This is a genomic window from Vibrio sp. 1751 (genome assembly GCF_033339895.1).
Taxonomy (GTDB): Bacteria; Pseudomonadota; Gammaproteobacteria; order Enterobacterales; family Vibrionaceae; genus Vibrio; species Vibrio alginolyticus.
In genome coordinates this window covers 11,685-29,748 of the sequence record NZ_JAWOVM010000025.1, presented here as the reverse complement: position 1 = coordinate 29,748, position 18,064 = coordinate 11,685, and the positions used below count along the sequence as shown (strand labels likewise).

The window sequence follows — 18,064 nt, the reverse complement described above, 5'->3', positions numbered from 1 at the left end:
TTGGCAATCGCTATTGCAGTTCGTTCTTTAGAAACTTTAGACAACAATCAGATAAAAACAGCGATTTACATCGATTTCTTAATAACTTGTACTGAAAAGAAGAGGGAATAGATTAAACGAGAAGGGGATATGACAGGCATTAAAAAAGCCCGAGTCAGACTCGAGCTTTCAAATACATTCAGCGTGGTCAGCTTACACGTAGTACGCTTCAACTTCGCCTTTAAGTTTGATTAGCATTGGGTTACCGAAACGGTCTTTTGCTTTAGGAGAAGCAATTTTTACCCAACCTTCGCTGATGCAGTATTCTTCTACGTCAGTACGCTCTTGGCCGTTGATACGAATACCGATTTGGTGCTCGAAGCATTCTTTGATGAAGAATGGGCTACGTGGGTTACCCGCTAGGCGATCTGGTAGAGCTGGTTTAGCTGTATCTGTCATTTTGTTTGACCTAAATTCCGTAAAAAGTGCGCTATTGTAGTCAGTGCACTGTATGTGTTCAAGATATGTTGAGAGTGGATGCGTTGTTTAACTTTCAAGTACCGCCTATAACCCCTTTAAATACTGCGCGTTGGCTGTTGGTTGAATCATGGCATTCAGCGTTTGGACGGCTTGTTCACTGTGATCTTCAAGTAGAGCTAAGAACGCGTCAATCAACTCAGGTTTGCTTGCTGAGACTTTTGTTTCGGTCTGGATATCACACAGATCGATCAACACATCGGTAAACAATTGCGGCAGATCGTGCAGCACTTGCAGGTTTAAGATGTTGTGCTCGCTGTAGATTGAATTGTGGCTGCCTTTTTGTTTTTGCACCAAGTAAGGATTGTCTTTTAAGTTGATGATAGACGTGCGTTTATCACAGCGTTTCAAACAACTTTTGTTGACCTTCACCTTACGGCATCCTTCGGTTTGTTGAAACAAACATTGGCGGCTCGTGAGTAGAGTGTTCGGGTGATAAATGCTGTAGAAGCTGCGCATGTTTTTCGGACGCTTTATGTGACGCACCTGCTTCATATTCAGCTCGTTAGAAACAAACGCGCCACTTGCCGCGAACTCGTCTTGAAGGCATTTAAACGCGTATGAGTTCACCGTGTTCAGTTGTGGGCCTGCCACCCAGCCTAAGCCGAGCTCTTTTGCGATCATGCCGACACCTGAGTTGTTGGTGATCAACAACTCAGGTTGGATGGTTTCCAAAAATACGCGCGCGGCGTGGTAGTCTTCGCCAATCAAAATGGCTGGGAACCAAGGTTTGAGCATTGGGTTGGCTTGGAACAATTCAATCATCGCGCTCAGTTCACCAGACAATCCCATTGGCAATTGATAGTAAACATCAACGTCGTGGTATTCGCACAGCATGGCTTCTTGTGCTGACGAGATCAGAACCGATAATTTTGGCGCACCTTGGCGAGGTTCTGGTTGAGGTAACGTTGGCAGAGTTGGCACATCAATCGACCCTTTCAAGCTGCTGCCGGATACTTGTGTTGAAGTGACATCGAACGACTTAGTTTGCTCTGCCACTTTCTCAATGATCGCGGTTTTGTCATCGTAGAGTTTCTTTTTCACCGCTTGTACATCATCAGCAGACTGGCATTGGTAAACCTTCGAAAAATGCTTTACAGCATGGTCGCGCGGGTTGTCGATGTACATCGCCTTGCCGAAATCACCTTGCAAAAATGCGTTGGAGAAATCACGGTTGAACACTGTGTATAACTCTGTGGTGTCTTCAGAGAGTTCCAAACCCTCGCACAAGCGATCAATCTGTTTACGCCAGTTATCGACCACGGTGTACACGTAGTGGGATTTCTTAATGCGGCCTTCCACTTTCAACGAATACACACCCGCATCAGCAAGCGCTTCCAAGTCCCCAAAGGCGGAGTTGTCTTTCATATTGAGTGGGTAGTTGTTGCCTGTTTTGGTCGTTTCGTACTGTTCGCGACAAGGTTGGCTACAGCGTCCACGGTTACCTGATGCGCCATTGCGAGCGGAACTGATGTAGCAAATTCCGGAGAATCCGATGCAGTATGAGCCGTGGACAAACACTTCCATCATTACGTTGTGCTCGCGACCAAATTGCGCCAGATGTTTTATCTCACTGATGTTAAGTTCGCGAGATAAGTTTACTCGGCTTGCGGTGAGCTGGTTGAGAAAGAGGATTTGGCCTTCGTTATGCGTGTTCAGTTGCGTTGAAGCGTGCACATCCAAATCGGGAAAGTGATGTTTGAGAATGTAGGCCAGACCGAGATCTTGTACGATCACGCCATCGATTTTGGTGGTGTTCAGTTGGCTGAGCAAGCGAACAATCGCTGGAATTTCACTTTCTAAAATCAGCACATTCAACGTTAGGAAAATCTTACAGCTGTGCTGATGGGCTAACGTTAACACGCCATTTAAGTTATCTAAGGTGAGGTTGGTCGCTCGGTTACGAGCATTGAAGCGGTCGAGCCCACAGTAAATTGCATCGGCGCCAGCGGCAATGGCGGCTTTGATGGAATCTAAATCACCACCGGGTGCTAATAACTCAAATTGATCGCGTGTCACTACTTTTCTCTTTCTTACTAAAATAGGCTGCAAATGTTACGTATTTCACGCTTTTGATGCTCGGCTAGTTAATGCTTTATTAATCTGAATCAATTAATCCGTGTTACACGGTCGACTCTTGAGTGGGTAGAGTGCAATTCGCGATAGTGGGATCTGACTTCTATAGTTTTCCTACACTTGGTTTTTCTATATCTAGTTTTCGACTCAGAGAGAGGAAGGGACGACAAATGAAAAAAGTAATCATCGGGTTGGTCGTGGCGTTGACGTCATTGAGTGCGTTGGCTGGTGAGGGTGTGGTAACCGTTGCGAGCACGCATTCAGCAAAAGATACGGCGGATAAATTTGTCGCTATCGCGCAAGAAAAAGGGTTGAACGTCTTTGCGCGCATTAACCATCAAGAGAATGCCACGAAAGTCGATATGACGTTGCGACCAACCGAAGTTATCGTGTTTGGAAACCCTAAAGTGGGCACGCCACTGATGATCTGTGCGCAGGAAGTGGCGCTCGATTTACCCCAAAAAGTGTTGGTGTATGAAGATGCTGAAGGCAAAACGTGGTTAGCTTATAACGATCCTATGTATTTAAAGCAGCGCCATCATATTGAAGGCTGTGACGAGGTATTGAACAAAATCAGCGGCGTGCTGGGCAATTTAACCAACGCGGCGGCGAAGTAGGGCTGGTTATTGGCTTCGCTTTTTTTACTCCGAAAACGAAAAAGCCAACCTCACAAGGAGGTTGGCAAATCTTACCTAAACTGGGGGTAAATAAGATCAGGAGGTGGCGAGTACGCTGTGCACTTCTGACTTAATTGAGTCAGACTGCGTGCCGAAAATCGCTTGTAAACTGTCGCCAATCACTAACACATCTCGCGCGCCAAGTGCTTTTAGCTTAGCAACATCAACGTTAGCAATGTCTTTCACCGATACGCGCAGACGAGTGATACACGCATCGACTGACTTGATATTGGCTTTGCCGCCCAATGCCGCTACTACATCCACCGCGATTTCATCAGGCTGTCCGGCAATCTTCACTTCTGCAGTGTCGGTTTCGCGACCCGGCGTTTTTAGATCCAACTTCACAATTAGGAAGCGGAACAAACCGTAGTACAGCGTCGCCCAGATTGGACCGATGATGATGAACATCCACGCGTTGGTCGACATTGGGTAGTAAAGGAAGAACTGGATCGCGCCGTGCGCAAAGTCCGTACTGTGTTTGATTTCCAAAAACGCGGTGATCGCAAACGCAATACCGGTGAGGAAAATATGGATCACGTACAGCACTGGCGCGACGAATAGGAAGGTAAATTCGATTGGCTCTGTGATACCAGTTAACCAAGAGGCCAACGCCGCAGACATCATCAAACCGCCGACGATTTTCTTACGCTCAGGAGACGCGCAGTGGTAAATCGCCAGTGCCGCTGCTGGGAGCGCCCACATGGAGTACATAAAGCCACCAGACAGATAACCTGCGGTTTTATCGCCTGCGAAGAAGCGAGTGAGCTCACCAGTAAACTCTTTGCCTGTTTCTGGGTCTACATAGCTGCCGACTTCAAAGAAGAACGGCGCATTCCAGATGTGGTGCAAACCAACCGGGAGTAAAGAACGTTCGCCAGCGCCGTATACCGCCCACGCGAGTACAGGGTTTTGGTACGCTGCCCAATGAGAAAATGCATCAAGAAGTTGTCCGACAGGTGGCCATGCAAACGCGAGAATCGCACCAACGACGATCGCCGATAAACCGGTGACAATGGGCACAAATCGCTTACCCGCGAAAAAGCCCAAATATTCCGGCAGCTTGATGTTGTAGAAGCGGTTGTACATGATTGCCGCGACCGCACCGATAAAGATGCCGCCAAACACCCCGGTTTGCAGCGTCTCAACGCCCATGATGGTGGCGTCAGTTTCTAGGCCGCGCAGGCCAGTCACGATACCGAGCGATGCGTTCATTATAATTAGGCCAACTAAGCCTGCGAGCGCAGCGGCACCGTCATTGCCTTTTGACAACCCGAGCGCCACACCGACTGCAAACATCAACTGCATGTTGCCGAATACGCCTTCACCGGCGGCGAGCATCACTTTGTTGACCGCGTCTGGAATAAACGCAAAACCCGCGTTACCAATACCCAGCATCAAGCCAGCCACTGGTAACACCGCCACAGGCAGCATCAACGACCGCCCTATTTTTTGTAGTTGTCCAAATATACTTGCAAACATGGTTTCCTCCTGACGAATGCCAGTGTTGTAGGACCTGATTCCTTCAGGTCATGTTGTTTCACGTAAGGTCAGGATGATCATAGCGAGCAAGGCGGCGCCTAAGGTTACAAAAGGCAATCAGTTTGTAAGTGGCCGCTTACAAATCTCTTACACTGAGAAGTGAAAATTGTAATCGGCTCGATTGTGCATGGGCGTTTAAGAATGCATCATATTGGCCAGCGCTAAGCACAGGCACAGGGAAAGTAGGATGGAAAACAAGCAGATACTGGTCGTCGATGACAACCTCGACCTTCGCGAAGCGTTGTCAGATTACCTTGGCCGCGCAGGGTTTGAAGTGCTTTGCGCGGAAAACGGCGGCGTGATGTGGCAACTGCTCAACGATCACCATCCTGATTTGATCATCCTCGATATTATGATGCCCGGTGAAGACGGCTTTACCCTGTGCCAGAAACTGCGCAAAAACTCCGATATCCCGATCATCATGCTGACCGCCGTCACTGAAGAAGCCGACCGAGTCGCGGGGCTAGAAATGGGCGCTGACGACTACATCACCAAATCATTCAGTCCGCGTGAACTGCTCGCGCGCATCAAAACCATTCTGAGACGCAGCCAATCGACCGCCAATAGCAAACTGACGCGTAAAGTGCGTTTTGACGATTGGTTATTAGATACCGTAACCCGGCAACTGACCCACGTTGCTAGCCGCGAGGTTAAGCAACTGAGTGGCGCGGATTTGTCGCTGCTCGGTTTGTTCGTCAACCACGCGCAATCAATATTGTCTCGCGATGACATTGCGCGCGAGATCTGGGGACGCGATGCCGACCCGTTTGAACGCGGCATTGACGTGCAGATCAGCCGCTTGCGTCATCACCTTGAAGATAAAGACCGCTCTCTGATCTTAACGGTGCGTAATAAAGGCTACATGCTGACCACGGACGTGCACTATGAGAATTAAACGCTGGACGGGGTCACTGGTCGTTCGTACCAGTGTGTTCTTGTTGCTGGTGATCATTCTGGCGCAGGTATTATCCGGGATTATCTGGTATCAACACGCCAGCGAACGCGATAAAGAAGGCCTGACCACCACGGTCAAAAGCTTAGCACTGAGTGCTTCTTCTACCATCGCCTTCTTTCAAACCCTCCCTTCGGAATATCGCCACTTGGTGCTCAATCAACTACGCAATATGGGTGGTACGCGCTTTTTCGTCTCACTCAACAATCACCAGATTGACGTCGACCCACTGCCAGAGAGCGAGCGCAAAACGTTGGTCATCAACCAAGTTCGCGAGGTATTAGAAAGCGAGCTGAGCGGCATTCCTAATATCGAGGTGGAGTTCACCCAGCGCGACAAACTCAAAGTGTTCAACAACGAGCTACCTATCGACGAACTGCCGTTATTGTGGGCGCATTATTCGCTTTCGTTTGGTGACCTCAATCCGCCTATTCTGGTGATGCAGGTCGAAGTCGCACAGAACGAATGGTTTTATCTCGCGGCGGTGCTACCCGCGCCTTACATCAACCTAGAGACTAACTATTTTGAGCTGCGCCAATGGCTCACGCTATTACTGTCCGCGCTAATGCTGTTGCTGTGTACCTGGTTTATCGTTCGTAAAGAAATTCAACCCATTCGAGAGCTGGCAAAAGCCGCAACCCTGATGTCGAGCCGATTAGACGTGCCCGAAGTCTCTGAGCGCGGCAGTAACGAACTGAAAGCGGCGGTACGTGCGTTTAACAAAATGAACCGACGCATCGACAGCCACATTAAAGACCGCGAGATGCTGTTCAGTGCCATTTCACACGATCTGAAAACGCCTATTGCTTGCCTAAAACTACGGGCGGAAATGCTGGATGACGACGCCGACCGAGAACGCTTTATCCGCCTGAGTAACGACCTAGATTTGATGGTCAAAGGCGCATTGCAATGCATTAAAGAGACCGATATCCACGAGGAAATCGAGCCGATCAATTTCACCCAACTGATTCAGCACATTTCCGCCAATATCGCCGATGCGCCGGACACAATTCGCATCCACGGTGAAATCCGCACCCACTTTGCTGGTAAACCGTTAGCGATTAAGCGCTGCATTCAGAATCTGGTCGATAACGCGCTCAAATACGGCCATCAAGCGGACATTACGCTGAGTGAAAGCCCAGAGTCGATCCAGATTGAAATTGAAGATCACGGTGATGGTGTTGACGACTTATTACTTGAAAAGCTCTGCCAGCCATACTTCCGCGCTAGCAACGATAAAGAAGGCAGTGGGCTGGGGTTAACCATTTCACAGAGCATTGCAAAGGCTCATGGTGGCAACTTGTTGCTGAGCCATTCTCAGTTTGGCGGCCTCTGCGCCACACTGACTTTCCCGAGAGACTGACTATGAACAAACTGGCATTCTTGTTCCCACTGTTGCTCGCCCCTTGCGTCGCTCGCGCTGAGTCGCCACAAGGGGTAGAGTTTTTACATTGGTGGACTTCTGACGGCGAGCAGCAAGCGCTGCAAACACTTAAAGCTCAGCTAAAACGGCACGATATAGAGCTGCTGCAAAGTCCGGTGTTAGGCGGTGGTGGCGACAGCGCGATGACGGTACTGCAAGCACGCGCGCTGGCGGGCAACCCACCGAGCTTCGCGCAAATCGAAGGGCCAAGTATTAAGGCGTGGGATGCCATCGGTATTTTGCACAACGTCAACGCGGTAGCGGATGAGCAGCGCTGGGACGAGGTGCTCTACCCGCTGTCTATCGAAATCAATAAAACACAAAACGGCTACATCGCCCTGCCACTCACACTGCACCGCTTAAACTGGCTGTGGGTCAACCACAAGCTGCTTAAACAACTGAATCTGTCCGCGCCGAAAAACTGGCAAGAGATGTTCGCCGCCATGGAGCTTGCTAAGCAAAATGGCATCGTGCCGATCGCGGTCGGTGAGCAGCCGTGGCAAGTCGCCCAACTTTTCGAGAACTTAGTGATCTCCACTGGCGGCGTTGAGTTCTACACCAATGCGATGGTTAAACTAGAACGCGACAGCATCGACAGCGATACACTGCGCCAAGCGTTGAAGCAATTTCGCCGCCTGAGTTTGTTGATCGACAACCAATTACCTGACAGTAAGTGGGATACGGCGACCCAAGCGCTAGCCGACGGTCAAGCGCTGTTTCAAATCGGTGGAGATTGGATTTTGGGGGAGCTGCTCGCCAATCAAGTCTCGGTTCCGCAAGAGGTCGGCTGTTACCCAACGCCGGACAGCGATGGTGTATTCCTCTACAACATGGACAGTTTGGTGTTTATGTCGAGCAAGTCGTTTTCTGCCGAGGCGGCTCAGCAAACCGCAAGCGCGCTGGCAGACGTCGAGTTTCAAGCTAAGTTCAATAAGGTAAAAGGCTCGATTCCGGTACGTACCGATATCGACATCAGCGATTTTAATCCGTGTCAGGTCCAGTCATATCAAGACTTTCACTACGGCGTTAAACACAACCTCGCTGTGCCGAGTATGATTGATTCGATGGCGGTCAATCCGGTTGCTCAGCAAGCGATAAACTCGGAAATATTCCGTTTCTACCGCAATCCCAAGATGGAACCCGACGAGCTGATAAAACGCATTATTGCTATTTCGCAAAGCGGTTAATGGCAATGAATTTGTGCCGAGATGGAATAAAAAAGCCCCAATGATTGGGGCTTGAGTAAAGCGAAGTATGCCGTTTAAAAATAGTGGAAGATCGGCGGTTCATGCATCAAGAAGTTTTGATGGGAGATGTTCCACGCATAGGCGCCCGCTAAGGTAAACACAACGTAATCACCAATATCGACGTGGGCGACGTGTTGGTTGCGTGCCAGCACATCTTTGGGCGTACAAAGCTGGCCGACAAAGGTCGCTTGTGCATGCTGAATTGGATGAGAAATCTCATGGTGTTGCTCGCTTTTCAGGATGACGAATGGATGATCATGGCTCTGCGCCGCTGGCGTGCGGAAGTGGTGAGTTCCTCCGCGCGCGATGACAAAGTTTTCGCCAAGATTTTGTTTAATATCCAGTACTTCCATCACGTAATAACCGCATGCCGCCGTGATGAAACGTCCGCATTCAAAACGCAGTGTCCAGTCTTGCACTTGCTCTTTGGCGATGAGGAATTCCAACTTGTCGCAAAACTCCATCCACGGAAAGTGTTGCTCAGGGTTTTGGTAGTTAATCCCCATACCGCCGCCCAAGTTGATCATCAGCTCACTGAGTTCGAACTCCTGCTGCCACGTTTTCACGACTTGGAAATAGCGCTGCATTAACGCTAAGTGACGTTCAACATCGAGCTGATGCGACATCAAGTGAAAATGGAAGCCTTTGAGTGACACTTGCGGGAAATCGCGCAGCAACATCAAAGCATTACTCAGCTCGGACTCGTCCAAGCCAAATGGAGTCGGCTTGCCACCCATCGCCAACTTGCTGAGCGTGATGTCGCCAATATCGATGTTCATACGCAAAAAGATCGAAGCAGGGCGGTTGAGGCGCTCGGTTAGTGCTCCAATGCGTTGTAGCTCGGTGAGGCTTTCGACATGAATTGCATCAACATCAAGCTCAATCGCTTGTTGCAATTCACTTAGCATTTTTCCGGGGCCACCGAAGATCAATGGCTTATCGAGTTGTTGCTGGTGGAGGTGTGTCAACTCCCCGCCAGATGCCGCTTCAAAACCATCGACATACGGCGCGAGCGTTTTAAGAATCGGGCCCGATGGATTGGCTTTGGCTGCGTAAAATAGCTCGACATTTCTCGGCAAAACGTGACGCAGTTGTTTGATGTGTTCTTCTAAGGCGCTTAGGTCATACACGTATGCGCACAAGGGTTGACTTTGCTGCTGTGCGAGTGTGTGAACTTGTTGGCAAACGAGTGTCGGTAGAGAGAGGGAATTAGACATGTTGCGCTCCTTTTTCGTGTTGCTGCCAAGGCGTGGCGACTTGGGTATAGCCCGACTCCTTATCGGCTTTTTGCATCAAACGCGTGGTGAAATTATTTTTGCTCGGGAAGTGACCGCCATTCAGCAACGCTTCTAGTTCCGGCTGTTTTCCATTCACTGATTGCCAACGCACAATGGCACTTTGCACCGCATTCCATAGCGTTTGCTCTAGTGGCTCGTCACCTTCTGCGATGAAGAAAATCGCTTCGCTGATGTTGTTGATAAAGGTGCAGTATCCGATGCGATTCCAGCCTTGTTCGCGACTGTAGTAAACCGATTGTCGCGCGCGTTCAGACAAGTCAGTTAAAGTTTCTGCTGGCCAGAACTCCGGCAGTAACTTGGTGCCTTCCAAATCACGAATCCAAACACAACACGGCATCTCTTGCTCAAAGCCAATCAGGGTGTTTTGCAAATGCGGCTCAAACGCCACCCCGTGTTTGAAGTAGTAATTAAATACGCCCGGGATCAGGCAATGCAAATAGCGTTCAAACCAAAGTGTCGCGATGTCGGAATAGCGACTTTGCGTAGTACGCGCTTTGTTTTTAAGGCGTTGAGCAATGCGACTGTTGCCGTTATTATCGTAAGCAAACAGAGCGCCAGCGAGGGTTGGTTTCAAGATGTCGACTTCGCTCAGCGAGAAATTTTCGCGATACAAAATCCCAAACGATTCGCGTGCTTTGGTGTTGTCGTCCCAGTTGTGCTCAGCGACACTTTCTAGATTCAACGTGGTGGCGTAAGGCTCTGTCATCACTTTAAATACGGGGTTGTGCAGCTGTTCGTTTTCTCTAATTGGTTTGAGAATCGACGTGAGTTGCACGGCGCTGTCGAGTTCGTACCACGCGTTTTTGCGCACGCAATTGGTTAATCGTACGTTGATGGAGAATTTCGCAAACCAGTCCATGTCAGGGTGGTAGAGGGTACGAACTGAAGAGGTCGGCTGCATCTTTTCACCACCTAAACCCAGTGGCGTGATCTTGCCTTGTTCAATGGCGCGCTTCACGCTTGGGTTACTCAAAATGGTGTAGCTTTCCCAAGGATGACAAGGGTAGAGGGTCTTCCCATTGCTGGTGGCGTGTTGTGGCGCGAGCCGTTGTAGCATGCGCTGCGCAGGGTTAGCTTCTCCGTCGGAACTCAGCACATCAAGTAAGGACGTATCCACTTCAAACCAGTACAACGGGACTTGCGCGCCGACTTCTGGAGAAAACGCCAAGAGATCATCCATGGTGACGCCCGAACGACTTTTCGGGGTCGGATGGAAAGTATGCCCCCAAATCAGAGATTGTTCCGAAGCGATAAATTCGTTGTGATGCGATTTGGGCGCGACGTTGAGAAACTGCTCGGTAACCAGCACGCTATTTTCTAGTTGTTCGATCAGCTCATGGTTAAACGGGATCGCCAATACCTGCTTGAGATAGTTAAGCAAAAGCGTAAGAGTTTGCGTGGCATCCAATTTCGCCCAACCAGATCCCGGCATTTTCGCCCAAGGCAGTTCTGCCAATTTGATTTTGCCCAGTTTGCTCGCGTAGTGAATCGGCAAAACCAGCACGCCATTTTGTTGAGAAAGATGAACGGCTATCCGCTGTTTAGCGGGATAGTTGCGTTTTAACGTTTGGGGTAGCGATGTCGATTGGTAGTGCCATTCCACTTGTTGATTCGGTAGCGCAAATTCACGTAAGTAACAATTAAGAACACCCATTATCGTGTTGAGTTGGGCTTTCTCACGGTTGAGCTGCACCTCATGCGCGCGCAACTCGCTAGTCTGAGAGGATTGAGTTTGTAACATGTTGATTTCCAAATTTTGAGTGGAGAACCAGCGCGATCAAGGTGATTACGCTGACTATCGCAGAAAGTAGGAAAGGAACCTCAAGTAGCCCCAAGCTAGAAATGAAAGAAGCGCAAAATCCCGCTGCCACGCCACCCCATTTGGACATGGCATCAAAGCGAGAAAATACTTTGCCACTGAGTTTGCGATCCAGATTGCTCGCAAGATGCTGATGCAATCCGTGATAACAACACACCATCGCGATGCCGAAGATAATTCTCGCAGCAATGAGTGCGGTTTCGGACGCAATCAAATGCAAGGCAGAGCTCACGGCAAGCAATGCAAACCCAAGCCATAACGTGCGCAGCGGTTGATGGCGATTCAACCCATCTGACAACACGTGAATTTTTCCTGCCAGCAACAGATAGACGCCATGCGGCAGTGCGTACAAAAAACCGATCCATGCGTGGTTAGTGATGCCATATTGCTGCACAAACGGCGAGAAGTAAGGAAAGGTCACCACCATAGAAAACGCAAACCCGAATTGAGCAAAGAAGATCCAACGAATGGCATGCATTGCGTTTTTCTGTGCAACCGGTTTTTCTTGCTGAGGTTCTGAGTTTGGCTTTTCGAGGTTTTGGTCGGCGGGTTTATCCGCTGGCAGTGTTAGCGTGATGCCCATAGCAATTAAAGGCAAAACGCATAACCACAGGTACGCGTTGAGCGGGTTGGTCTCTGACAAGCTCCAGCCGAGCCCAATGGGCGCAACGATCAGCGCCAAGCGAGCAGATAGTTGGGTTTTATTGAGTGACTTGCCGAGTGTTTTGGCTTCTTTAATTTGACTAGATAAGTAGCTGTTCGAGGCGGCCATGGTGCCGCCAAAGGTTCCTTGAACAATAAGACCAAACACAAACATGGCGAGGTTGTCTGCCAAGCCGCACAGCGCAAACCCTGCTGCAAGGCCAAGTTGCGCACGCAAGAGTGAGAGGCGGCGACCGTAGCGATCGGCAAAGTTGCCCCAAAATCGCGCCGCCAACGCAGTACAAAACGTAGGTAGGATAAACAATACCCCTGCCCAGTCCGCATCAATGCTTGCGCCTAACGTTGGCAACACGACGGGTAGAAATAGCGGCATACCTAACGCGGCAAACGCAGCGATAAAGTGGCACAACAACACACTGTAGATGAGTTTGGTCATAATCGTTTAACGTACGCTTTTTTTGATGGCTTCTAAGTAGGCGCGTTGCGCTTCTTCGTTAGAAAGCAGCAAGAAGTTCGGAGCCGACAAACCATAGAACTTATTGATGTCACTCGCGCCGGAGGCTTCTTTCGAGAGCAAACTGCCAGAGCTCAACAAGTACTTGGCGTACAAATCAGGCGCCTCTTGCAGTAACTCGCGTGCCAGTTTTGTCTCTAACCCTTCGCCTTCCAATCGGTTGAGTTGCTCTGCAATGCTTTTGGCCACGATGGCGTAAAGCGATGCTGAAGAGGCAATGCCCTTCGCTGCCATAGATTCTACAATCGCTGCGATATCCAGTTGCAGTGTGATGGTGGTAAACATCTGACCGAGCGCCAATTCATTGTCGACTTTGATGCGTTGGTCGAGCAGTTCATCGCAATCCACTGGAATTGTTTTTGCGCCGTGTTTTTCGGCAGCATGGTCTGTTGCAAAGCGGAAGCGCTCTGGCCAAACTCGCGCCGCGTCGTTGTCTTTCATCGCGAGCGTCATTCTGCCCTGTTGATCAAATGCAATGATGGCGTTTTGCTGGTTGGACTCCAATGCGATGCCATAACGAAGCCACAAGGTGAGGTGCACTTGGAATAATAGATCGACGTAATCTTGGAACCACGCCAGCGTATCTTGTTGATAGTAATGTTCTGCCAAATGTTCTAAGAACAAGCGGTCGTCAGGCATTGGGCTTGCTAGTGCTGCAACCGGAACTAACGCTTTGTCTTCGCAATGAGTAAGTGGGTACTCACGTACGATGTACGCGAAGGTTTTATCCTCGCCGATGTGTCCACCGTGTTTTTCGTTGCAATGGAACAAGCGACTGTTTAAATCGGCGTCCGTTTGTTCAAGGTGGCTGAGTAGGCGTTCAAACCAGTGGCCGTCATACAGTGTTGAAGGCTTGATTAAGCGAATATTTTTCGTGCCTAGCGATCGCATGATCAGCGGAACCTTGATGTGAATGTGCGGTGCCTCGTTGACGACCACAGTACGAACGGAAAGCGTCGGCGTCACGTCTAGATACGTTAAAGGCGCTTCTATCACACCTTCGGGTAAGGCTTCTAAAGATCGCAGGGTGAGCGGATGTGCAGGGAACAGAACGTGGCTCAGTGCAAAATCAGCAGGAAGCCCCACTTGCTCCATTGTTGGCCAGCAATCAGGTTGTCCGCTGGTTAATGTCACCAGTGATTTTTCAATCGCAATCCAATGCAGAGCAAAGCTTTGTGCGAACTCGGGCGCGTACTTAGCAAGGTCTTCATCGCTCAGGCCAAACTTCGCCCGCGCAGTTGGATAGTACGGGTGGTCAAGGTAAGAAGCGATCTGATCGGCTAGCAGCAGTTTTTGATGCCAAGAACCAAGCTCGGATATTGGTTGAGAAATGTGGTCTGCATGATGATGAAACGCTTGGTCACACAGCGCTTTGTGTTGCTCTGCACATTCCAGTTCTTGAAGGTATCCCGCCAGCAACTCGTGAGAGCTCTCGTGCGCCAGTGTCGTTAGTAGCGCAATCCACTCTTTGTAATGCTGTTGATGCTCGACTTGGCCATTTTTCTCCACCCACCAACCTGGTGGTGTTTCGTCATTGGCGTGACCGTAGCGCCAGTGCTGCATGTAATACGTTGGCGCAACAGGTAAATACAACGTGAAATCAGAGTTGGCAAATATCAGCCAGACTTGCTCGTCTTGAGGAACAATTACCCCTTTTGGCGCGTCTCTACTGAACTTGGCCTTCGACAAAATGCCAAACATGTCTTCGCGCAAGCAAGTGTCGATCAATCGTTGCGTTAGATACAAAGCGTTGTCATTCATGCTGCCACCTCACGAGTCGGAGCGAGATCGAAATTGCTAAGCGCGTTCTGCAGCGCTTGGTCGAGGTTTCGCCCTGATGGTGAGACAATCGAAATTCGGGCGAGATAATCCTTATTGGAATAACTCTGTTGGAAGTGTTCTCCAGCGGTTTTTAGTACCTGTTGCTGGGTGATGATATCGTCATCGTGTTGGATGAACGACGTCGAACCTCCGTCAATCACACCACTGTGTCCCGCAACTACGTAGTGCACGTGCGCTGACCCATGAATTTGGTAATCGCCGTCCAATCTTCGACCCAGATGCAGACCCAAAATCGTGCTAAACCAGCCGAAGTGAGCGAGATTGTTGAGCAAGAATTCGCGGCCATCTCCAATACTGCGGTAGTTAATTTCCACCAGAACCGGGCCATTTTCCGTAATGATAAATTCGCTGTGGCAAACTCCAAAACCAACGCCGAACGCTTTCAGTTGAGCCAAGCAAGCTTCTCGGTGAGCAATGCCGTTTGGTCCGTTCCAGTCTGCGGCGGTTTCGATGAAGTAAGGCGGCTCAGAGAGCGACACATCAAAACCGCCCACGGCGATAAGTTGGTTACCGTCTCCTAAAGTTTCGAGCGTAACCAACGGTCCTTGAAGAAACTGCTCCACCAGAATGGCGGCGTTTGGGTGCTTTTGCCAAAACGCCTCGGAGTAAGCATCGAGCTCGCTTTGGGAGTCACAGCGCTGTACATCTAAACTTGCCACGCCTTCTTTGGGTTTTGCTACGACAGGGAAGGCCATGCCTAATGCCACATTCGAATGGCGATGCAGCAAACAGCTTTGTGTGTTGGGTAAGGATTTTTCATTTAACACCTGTCGAGTTAAGTGTTTGTTTTTGGCCTTTAACGTGACAGACCAATCTTTGGATGGGAGGCCAAAAAATTGCGCGCAGATGGAGGTGGAAGTTTGTAAGTGATCACTATTGCTGAAAATAGCGTCTGGCTTTAATTCATGCTCCGTGATGGTTTCGATGAGTTCTAATGGGTTGAAGACATCACATTCTAGAATGGTATCCGGATTAAAGTGACTATCACGACTCGCCAGCTCTAAATGGCTTAGCTTGTGGTCGGTGATAAGAACGACGTGAAGGTCCATCGCTTTAGCTGCAGGCACAAAGCCGTGAGTGACTGCATCGTTAACGACATGACTTACGATAATCATCGTAGATTTCATGAGCTTTCCTAATTTTCTAACATTTTCTTCTAACGTTGATAAAGTCGCTCACGGTCGTCTTCCAATGTGCCTCTCTCGAGACGGAGGGCAGAAGTTTTAGTGTTTATTGTTATGATATTTGGTTTTTTTTGTTGTTAGTTGTGTTTTTAGGGTAAATAAATATAGAGCATAAAATTAATATTGCAAATAGAAATAATATTTGTTCTTATTTCCATCCGTTGGCTTTATAACAACTAAACGGAATTATGGAATGAATAAATTATTGACCCTGACCCCCTTGGCGGTCGCGATTGGTTCTTCATTAGTAGCACCAAGCGCAGTGGCTTCAGAAGAGACGAACTCAACCCCATCAGCAACTGAAACGATTCAAGTCTTCGGTCATCAGTACGAAGGTTATGCTGAATACATGCCTCAATCAGGCACCAAAACCGATGTGGAATGGCTTGATGTGCCACAAGCGGTATCCGTAGTAACGAAAACAGAAATGCAAGACCGAGGCGCGGTGCGCTTAGTGGATGCGCTAGATGGGGTAGCCGGGGTCAATAACACCTTGGGCGAAGGCAGCCGCGATCAGTTCATGATACGTGGTTTTGATTCACTCAACGATATGTACCGTGATGGCTTGCGAGATGACGGTACGTTGCAGTCTTACCGCAGCTTAGCGAATGTTGAACGCGTTGAAATTGTGAAAGGCCCTGCGGGCGCTTTGTATGGCCGTGGCTCGGCTGGGGGCATCATCAACTTGGTGACGAAACGCGCTAACGGTGAGAATTTTACTCACGTAAACGGCAGTGTAGGTAGCAACAACCAGTATGTCGGTCAGGTCGACAGCTCAATGGCGTTTACAGATAAGGTCAACGGGCGTATTAACTTGGAATACCGTCAAGCCGACTCGTACGTTGATCATGTTGATTCAAACGATTTCTTCATTGCACCGACCATTCGTGTGTTACCAGCGGAAGGTCACACCATTGATGTTGACGTGGAATACGCCCATCAAGAACTAGTGCCGTATCGTGGTGTGCCATCAAAAAATGGCAAGCCAGTTGATTTGCCAGTAAGCACTTACTTTGGCGGCACAAACGACTATCAGGAGTCAGACAGTCTCCGTATTGCGGTGGATTACGAATGGCGTCTGAATGATCAATGGGTATGGAACAACCGAGCGGCATTCAACCATATCGAACTTGAGCAAAAAGGCACGCGTCAGGGCAAAGTGACGGGTAATGAAGTGTCTCAAACCGTCAACAACTTTGGTTACGATCCACGTACTACGACCACTTTACAATCTGAGTTGGTTTGGGAAACCAGGGACAATCAATTGATGGTGGGTGCAGATTTCAACCAGATCGATATCGACCTAACGTTGGCAAGTGACAAAACGCTTCCTCCGCAAAATATCTACGACCCAGTCGTTGGTCCAACGCCTGAACCGGGCTTTAAGCCATTTCGTGACAATACCACCACCACGACAGGTTTGTATGTGCAAGACGTCTATACGTGGGGCGACCTTTCTTTGATCGGTAACGTGCGTTACGACTCGATGGAGCTCGAACAACAAAAAGCGGGCTCAGATAAGGAAAAATTGGATGATGACAAAGTCAGCTACCGTGCTGGTTTGGTATACCGCATCAATTCCGACACATCCGTATACGCCAGTTTAGCGCGCTCTTGGCAGTTACCGTACGCTGGTATCTACATCAATCCAAAATTGGCGGAATTCTTCCACACCGACTTAAAAGAGGTGGGTGCGAAAGCGTACCTTTTGGATAACGCATTAATGTTGAATGCGGCACTGTTCCAGATTGATCAAGAGCAACCACAAACTAACGTGGACGGCGATGTGATCGATAAAATTGAAGTGCGTCACCAAGGTATTGAATTAGAGGCTCGCGGTCAAATCACCAAACAGTGGGACATCTCTGTGGGTTACAGCTACTTGGACGCGGAAGACAAAGCCACAGGCAAAAAGCCGAACGATGTATCAGACCACTTGTTCTCTCTTTGGAGCACTTACCAATTGAATGACAACTGGCGTTTAGGCGGTGGTGTGAAGTACGTGGGCGACCGTTACGCAGGTAACGACGAAGCTGTCGCACTTGGCGATTACACAACGGTGGATTTGATGGCGGCGTACACCACTGGTCGTCATAAAATCCAAGCGAACGCTTACAACATTTTGGATGAGAAATACATTCTTGGCGCAACAAACGGCACGTCTGGCTTAAACCAGATTGGCTACGGCGCACCAGCCGAGTTTATGCTCAGCTACGGATATCAGTTCTAGGCTTTTTGTGCGTAGTTAGCGCCTGTTAGCCGATTTTTTCCTCATATTGAGGATGTTTAGCCCCTAGAGCCTACGGGATGTATT

At 49.3% G+C, this 18,064-nt stretch carries 13 protein-coding genes; 5 read left to right on the top strand and 8 right to left on the bottom strand.

Going from position 1 to position 18,064, the window contains the following annotated elements; genetic code table 11:
* Positions 1-192: 192 nt before the first annotated feature.
* The gene (locus R7041_RS10665) at positions 193-438 is read right to left on the bottom strand and encodes a DUF3297 family protein (protein WP_005374689.1); all 246 of its coding nucleotides are present in this window, start codon (positions 436-438) and stop codon (positions 193-195) included.
* Between the two features lie 105 nt (positions 439-543).
* On the bottom strand, positions 544-2,535 hold the full coding sequence (locus R7041_RS10660) for a U32 family peptidase (protein ID WP_064369561.1): 1,992 nt from the start codon (positions 2,533-2,535) through the stop codon (positions 544-546).
* Between the two features lie 227 nt (positions 2,536-2,762).
* On the opposite strand from R7041_RS10660, the gene R7041_RS10655 reads away from it, so the two are divergent.
* Positions 2,763-3,209: a DUF302 domain-containing protein gene (locus R7041_RS10655; RefSeq protein ID WP_005383492.1), complete on the top strand. Its 447-nt coding sequence runs from the start codon at positions 2,763-2,765 to the stop codon at positions 3,207-3,209.
* Between the two features lie 96 nt (positions 3,210-3,305).
* Here R7041_RS10655 and ptsG read toward each other — a convergent pair whose 3' ends face one another.
* Positions 3,306-4,748, bottom strand: coding sequence for a glucose-specific PTS transporter subunit IIBC (gene ptsG, locus R7041_RS10650; RefSeq protein WP_081048937.1), 1,443 nt, complete (start codon positions 4,746-4,748; stop codon positions 3,306-3,308).
* 247 nt (positions 4,749-4,995) lie between these two features.
* Between ptsG and R7041_RS10645 the strand changes: the two genes are divergently transcribed.
* Genes R7041_RS10645 through R7041_RS10635 form a run of 3 tightly spaced genes read left to right on the top strand, consistent with a single transcriptional unit; the run spans position 4,996 to position 8,370 of the window.
* On the top strand, positions 4,996-5,703 hold the full coding sequence (locus R7041_RS10645; RefSeq protein WP_005383484.1) for a response regulator: 708 nt from the start codon (positions 4,996-4,998) through the stop codon (positions 5,701-5,703).
* Positions 5,693-7,123 carry an ATP-binding protein gene (locus R7041_RS10640; RefSeq protein ID WP_017634508.1) on the top strand — a complete coding sequence of 477 codons (1,431 nt, stop codon included), beginning with the start codon at positions 5,693-5,695 and terminating at the stop codon, positions 7,121-7,123. The genes R7041_RS10645 and R7041_RS10640 overlap by 11 nt, the downstream gene beginning before the upstream one ends.
* Before the next feature lie 2 nt (positions 7,124-7,125).
* Complete coding sequence (locus R7041_RS10635) at positions 7,126-8,370, top strand: ABC transporter substrate-binding protein (RefSeq protein ID WP_017634507.1); 1,245 nt, start codon at positions 7,126-7,128, stop codon at positions 8,368-8,370.
* 74 nt (positions 8,371-8,444) lie between these two features.
* On the opposite strand, the gene R7041_RS10630 is transcribed toward R7041_RS10635, so the two are convergent.
* Genes R7041_RS10630 through R7041_RS10610 form a run of 5 tightly spaced genes read right to left on the bottom strand, consistent with a single transcriptional unit; the run spans position 8,445 to position 15,693 of the window.
* Positions 8,445-9,647, bottom strand: coding sequence for a type III PLP-dependent enzyme (locus R7041_RS10630; RefSeq protein WP_064369563.1), 1,203 nt, complete (start codon positions 9,645-9,647; stop codon positions 8,445-8,447).
* Positions 9,640-11,469, bottom strand: a complete 1,830-nt coding sequence (locus R7041_RS10625; RefSeq protein ID WP_064369564.1) for an IucA/IucC family protein — start codon at positions 11,467-11,469, stop codon at positions 9,640-9,642. The genes R7041_RS10630 and R7041_RS10625 overlap by 8 nt, the downstream gene beginning before the upstream one ends.
* Positions 11,441-12,646 (bottom strand): MFS transporter, encoded by a 1,206-nt coding sequence (locus R7041_RS10620; RefSeq protein ID WP_005374702.1) that lies wholly within the window; start codon positions 12,644-12,646, stop codon positions 11,441-11,443. The genes R7041_RS10625 and R7041_RS10620 overlap by 29 nt, the downstream gene beginning before the upstream one ends.
* A 6-nt stretch (positions 12,647-12,652) precedes the next feature.
* Complete coding sequence (locus tag R7041_RS10615; protein WP_170889925.1) at positions 12,653-14,485, bottom strand: IucA/IucC family protein; 1,833 nt, start codon at positions 14,483-14,485, stop codon at positions 12,653-12,655.
* The gene (locus R7041_RS10610; RefSeq protein WP_170889926.1) at positions 14,482-15,693 is read right to left on the bottom strand and encodes an ATP-grasp domain-containing protein; all 1,212 of its coding nucleotides are present in this window, start codon (positions 15,691-15,693) and stop codon (positions 14,482-14,484) included. The genes R7041_RS10615 and R7041_RS10610 overlap by 4 nt, the downstream gene beginning before the upstream one ends.
* 250 nt (positions 15,694-15,943) lie before the next feature.
* Here R7041_RS10610 and R7041_RS10605 point away from each other — a divergent pair, with 250 nt between their 5' ends.
* Positions 15,944-17,980, top strand: a complete 2,037-nt coding sequence (locus R7041_RS10605; protein ID WP_206949174.1) for a TonB-dependent receptor — start codon at positions 15,944-15,946, stop codon at positions 17,978-17,980.
* The last annotated feature ends 84 nt before the right edge of the window (positions 17,981-18,064 follow it).

Coding starts and splice junctions, on each gene's coding strand:
- R7041_RS10665 (WP_005374689.1), bottom strand. CDS start 438: ATGACAGATACAGCTAAACCAGCTCTACCAGATCGCCTAGCGGGTAAC.
- R7041_RS10655 (WP_005383492.1), top strand. CDS start 2,763: ATGAAAAAAGTAATCATCGGGTTGGTCGTGGCGTTGACGTCATTGAGT.
- ptsG (WP_081048937.1), bottom strand. CDS start 4,748: ATGTTTGCAAGTATATTTGGACAACTACAAAAAATAGGGCGGTCGTTG.
- R7041_RS10645 (WP_005383484.1), top strand. CDS start 4,996: ATGGAAAACAAGCAGATACTGGTCGTCGATGACAACCTCGACCTTCGC.
- R7041_RS10640 (WP_017634508.1), top strand. CDS start 5,693: ATGAGAATTAAACGCTGGACGGGGTCACTGGTCGTTCGTACCAGTGTG.
- R7041_RS10635 (WP_017634507.1), top strand. CDS start 7,126: ATGAACAAACTGGCATTCTTGTTCCCACTGTTGCTCGCCCCTTGCGTC.
- R7041_RS10630 (WP_064369563.1), bottom strand. CDS start 9,647: ATGTCTAATTCCCTCTCTCTACCGACACTCGTTTGCCAACAAGTTCAC.
- R7041_RS10625 (WP_064369564.1), bottom strand. CDS start 11,469: ATGTTACAAACTCAATCCTCTCAGACTAGCGAGTTGCGCGCGCATGAG.
- R7041_RS10620 (WP_005374702.1), bottom strand. CDS start 12,646: ATGACCAAACTCATCTACAGTGTGTTGTTGTGCCACTTTATCGCTGCG.
- R7041_RS10615 (WP_170889925.1), bottom strand. CDS start 14,485: ATGAATGACAACGCTTTGTATCTAACGCAACGATTGATCGACACTTGC.
- R7041_RS10610 (WP_170889926.1), bottom strand. CDS start 15,693: ATGAAATCTACGATGATTATCGTAAGTCATGTCGTTAACGATGCAGTC.
- R7041_RS10605 (WP_206949174.1), top strand. CDS start 15,944: ATGAATAAATTATTGACCCTGACCCCCTTGGCGGTCGCGATTGGTTCT.